The organism is Bacillus sp. S4 (genome assembly GCF_040838205.1).
GTDB lineage: Bacteria > Bacillota > Bacilli > Bacillales > Bacillaceae_G > Bacillus_A > Bacillus_A cereus_U.
Window position 1 is genome coordinate 1 of the sequence record NZ_JBFPJI010000257.1, and the last position, 4,795, is coordinate 4,795.

The following is a 4,795-nucleotide window of genomic DNA, read 5'->3' on the forward strand; positions in this document are numbered from 1 at the left end:
CATATTAATTTTCCATAATTTTACTTTTAATTCTCTAATAAATGAATAAATCCTCTCACAAAAAGAAACCGAATAGTCTCTTTTTCACGGTAAAAAAACGGCTCAATTAGCCATAATATGTTATTAAGAAGTTTATTAGTAAAGATTGTTTTTTACATATTTATTTATCTCTACATTTATTTTATTTAGAATTTCTAAAAAACGAAGCAATCCAATTTTTATTAATTAATATTTATTTAAAATTGTAAATTAAGGCCTCAGCAGCTTCCATCACAATCTCACTTAAAGTTAGTTGAGCATGTGGTGTTAATGCAATATCTTCAACTGTCATGCCTGATTCAATTGCTAAACCCATTTCGGCAATTATTTCTGATGCACCATTACCCACGATTTGAGCACCTACTAATACACCATCTTCTTTACGCACCAATAGCCTCAAGAACCCTTTTCCTTCATTTGATACAAGTGCACGACCGTTTGCTGAAAATGGGGATTGAATCACTTTTACTTCCATGCCTTCTGCCTTTGCTCGCTCTTCAGTATAACCAACTGTAGCTAATTCAGGATTTGTGAAACAAACTGCTGGAATTGCCAAGTAATCAACACATGATAGTTCACCAAAAATAGCTTCAGCAGCTACTTTTCCTTCGTAAAATGCTTTATGTGCAAGCTGTGGACCAGCAATAATATCACCGATAGCAAAAATGTTCGGAAGGTTAGTACGGCATTGTTGATCAATTTTTAATAAACCGCGGTCAGAAAACTCAATACCGATTTTTTCAAAACCCATATTTTCAGTATTAGGACGACGGCCAACCGTTACTAATACGTAATCAGCGTCAACTTTCTTTTCTTCACCACCAATTTCGTAGGTAACAATTACACCATTTTCAACTTCTTCAACACCTTTAGCGGATGCATCTACTATTACTGTAACACCTTTGTTTATAAGGTCTTCTTTCACAATTTGAGTCATTTGTTTATCGAAGCCAGTTAAAATATCTTTACCTCCTTCAATAATTGTTACTATAGAACCGAGGGAAGCGTAAGCAGAGCCCAATTCAGTACCAATGTAACCACCACCGATTACAACCAATTTACTTGGAACTTCAGTTAAACTAAGTACACCTGTAGAGTTAATCACACGTTTTGTAAATTTAAATGTTGGAATTTCAACTGGGCGTGATCCAGTAGCTATAATTGCATTTTTAAATGTATATGTTTGAGCTGCATCTTTATTGGTTACTCGTATAGTGTTAGCATCCATGAAATAAGCTTCACCTTTTATCACTTCTACTTTATTGCTTTTTAATAACCCTTCTACACCACCTACTAATTTCTTTACAACGTTGTTTTTAAATTCTTGTACTTTTGCAAAATCAACATTTACACCAGAAGAAAAAATACCCATATTTTCTGAATGCTTTGTTTCCTCAAAACAATGACCTACAGAAATAAGTGCCTTAGATGGAATGCAGCCGACGTTAGCACATACGACGCCACCAAGATTCTCTCTTTCTATAATTGCCACTTGTTTCCCTAATTGTGAAGCTCTTATTGCAGCAACATATCCTCCAGGTCCAGAGCCAATTACGATTGTTTCTATTTCTCTCATATCCTTTTTCACACTCCTCCAAAAATTAGAAACAGGTAGGCCGAAATCGTTCATACTCTACACATTTTTCAATTTACTATTTTGTATTAGTACCATTCTTCTCTCATCCGTTTTTTCATAGTTCCGTTATGGAATTTCTATTAAGTGATCACCCCCCCAAAATAAGAAACCGAACAGTCTCTTTTCAGCGATAAAAATTACGGCTTACTTGGCCGTAATTTGTTTTTCCAATTCATCTAAAAGTCGTGACGATATTGTATCAATATAGACTGTATCTTGGTATAAGCGTGACAAGGCAAGTGCTCCTTCAAGAGAAGAAATCCAGATGATAGCAATCTGCTTTGCTTGAGTATCTGATCTTAACTCCCCTTGCTCAATTCCATTCGTAATAATCTTTTCAATCATTCCAAGTAATTGATTCATCGCTATCTGTGCTTGTTCTGCCATAAGTGGGTGGGAATCATCTGCTTCTAACGTTACATTCATGATTGGACAGCCTCCTGGAAGAGGATCATTATGAACGAGAGATGTAAAAACTGAAATAAAAGTTTTTAACTTATCCAACGTATTGGATTCTTTTTTTATCTCTTCGGCATAACGCACTCCCATTTGTGAAGTTGCGTGCTGAAAGGCTTGAACAGCCAAGTCATCTTTATTTTTGAAGTGACGATAAATACCACCCTTCTCTAGCCCAGTCTCTCGCATAATATCAGAAATTGAAGAACCACTATACCCCTTTACATTAAACAGAGCAGAGGAACGATCAAGAATCATTCTTTTTGTTAATTCACCTTTACGCATTGTGTCCTCCTAAAAGAAAACATTTGGTCTCTTTTTAGTATATGACAAACCGAAAAGAATTAGCAAGAAAAATAACGGAGAGAATCAATGAGTAAAAAAATAAATGATTCACTATTTTAATAGGGATCAAAATAAATACTTGAAAACATCTTTTATTTACAGAGGTGTACTCTCTGCCAATCTAGCTGCGCTAATAATAGGAGCCCACTGGAAAATTTCATCTCTTAATAGACCTGTTTTTTTGCAATATATATGTAAATACATTTCAGCTAATTCCACTGAATTCTGTGAATACAATAAGTATGTCCGAAACACATCTGCACGAATATCACCTGAACTAGCATCAACCCAATCTATAATATTCACATCACCATTACTCATAATTAAATTAAACGGATGAAAATCACCATGACATAATCTAGGTTCAAATGTGATTGAATCTAACTGTTTTAATATATTTCCCTTTTGTTTTTCATCCAGATCATGTACGGAGTTAATTTGACGATAAAGCCTCTTTTCCATCAGCTCTATTTCATCCGATCTCACACAGATCGCATGAATCTTTTGTTGTACACTAACACATATACTTATGTAATGCTCCGCTTTACTCAAATTATTAAGCAAAAGCTCACCAACACTTTCTCCTTCTACATATTCCATAATAATAGCTTGTCTACCTTGTATCTCTGTAACTTCAAATACTTTAGGAACGTGTAAACCACATGAATATGCATACTTTTGTTTTTGTGCTTCGTATAGAGATTCTGTATTAGGGAGGCATTCTTTAAACAATTTCACAACTTTATTATCACAAAGATAAATTTCAGCCGTATTTCCTTTGGCTATCGGATTTCCTAGATTCAATTCATTTCTCTCCTTACAGTAAATTAGAATAACGCCTTATAGTCCTCTATAAATTCAGTGTAATTATACTGAAACCCTTCTTCATGAAAATGAAAAAAACTTACCCCTCCCTATAATTATATAGAAAGTGGTAAGTTTAATTTTCTAGGAATATCGGAATGAAACTCCGGTGTATGCAAAACAGAAAATGAATACCCTTGTTGAATAAACAATACATCAGTATGTTTACTTTCAAATGGAACACTATTTTTCTTAAAGTTATTTTGGATTTGTTGTAAAAACGCATGATCCGGTGTTCCGAATGAAACATGTACTTTCGGTGGTAAAGCTTTCATCGCGATTGGAATCCACGGTCGCTGCCACCAGGTTGCAACGATATATGCAGTGCCACCTATTACAAAGTTAAAAATATCCCCATCTTCCTTCGTTTTCATGTCTAGATTTGATTTCAACCATTCCGTAAATACAGGTACACTTTTAACCGGAAGACCAATTTCCCTTACGTATAAAATGTTTAACGGTGAATGCGGGACTAATACATCTTCTTTAACATAACTATGTGCAATAATTTCGAGAAGATTTCCATCACCATCTTTAAAGTATAAATTGAATAGACCATTCTCCTCACCAATTGTATGACCATCTTTCCATTTCACAATGAGTAATCCAGACTCTTTAAGCCATTTTGCCGTTTCATGAAACTTTGAATATGGGATCTCAAAAGCGAAATGCGCAGGTGCAATTGGTTCATATACTTCTTGAAAACTAATTGTTGTATACGGTGTTACTTCAAATTGAATATATGATGCGGTTTCTTTTTTTATTGGAAAAGATAATATGTCGTTATAGACTTGTTTTACCCCTTCTATAGAAACCGTTTGTAGTTTTATATCTGATATATGTGTAATCACTTTACATTCCCCCTTGTTTCTTATTATCTATTCTTATTGTATTACACTTATAAATAGATAAAATCAAACCGAAGGGTGGATTTTTCATGTGAAAACTACAACTTTAGTATGAATATGTTAGCTCCAATTACTTTTTATTTCCTCTATAACAACTTCTGGTTTATCCCAGTGTAACAAATGTGTAGTATCAGAGATTAATTTTACTTTCGCGCCAGTTTTTAACTTGAAAATCCTCACTGTTTTATCTCTATATTCATCCCATATTTGTGGAACTGTAGCTCGAAGCAATATAATATTAGATGGTAACTTCTCGTAAATATCTATCGTTTCATCTTTATGCATACCTCTTATTATATTACCAGCTGTTGTACCTCTCGCATGCCAACATACTTTATTATCCATTTCAATCCCTAGGTCTTTTACAGCAACTTCTAATAATGGAGACCACCTAGTATATGCTTCTTTTTCACTTTTGAAAAATCCACCCCAATTATTAAAAATATATTCTTCAAAATCCTTTTCGTAATACGCGATTTCCTCTTCAAGCGTTTCTTCTTGAAGCCTTTTTGTTTGATATCCACCATCAATAAGAATACTTCCTAGT

Annotated in this window: 4 protein-coding genes and 1 pseudogene; all 5 read right to left on the reverse strand. The window is 34.1% G+C overall.

Going from position 1 to position 4,795, the window contains the following annotated elements; all coding sequences use genetic code 11:
• Positions 1-232 precede the first annotated feature (232 nt).
• Positions 233-1,615, reverse strand: coding sequence for a dihydrolipoyl dehydrogenase (gene lpdA / locus AB3X48_RS17860; protein ID WP_016104922.1), 1,383 nt, complete (start codon positions 1,613-1,615; stop codon positions 233-235).
• 204 nt (positions 1,616-1,819) lie between these two features.
• The gene (locus AB3X48_RS17865; protein WP_016101946.1) at positions 1,820-2,416 is read right to left on the reverse strand and encodes a TetR/AcrR family transcriptional regulator; all 597 of its coding nucleotides are present in this window, start codon (positions 2,414-2,416) and stop codon (positions 1,820-1,822) included.
• A 156-nt stretch (positions 2,417-2,572) separates the two neighbouring features.
• Entirely contained in the window at positions 2,573-3,280 is a 708-nt protein-coding gene (locus tag AB3X48_RS17870; protein WP_078181653.1) for a phosphotransferase family protein, read from the reverse strand.
• Positions 3,281-3,396: 116 nt separating this feature from the next.
• Entirely contained in the window at positions 3,397-4,191 is a 795-nt protein-coding gene (locus AB3X48_RS17875) for a VOC family protein (RefSeq protein WP_088099115.1), read from the reverse strand.
• A gap of 117 nt (positions 4,192-4,308) precedes the next feature.
• Positions 4,309-4,795, reverse strand: a pseudogene (locus AB3X48_RS17880) (alpha/beta hydrolase); the annotation flags it as partial.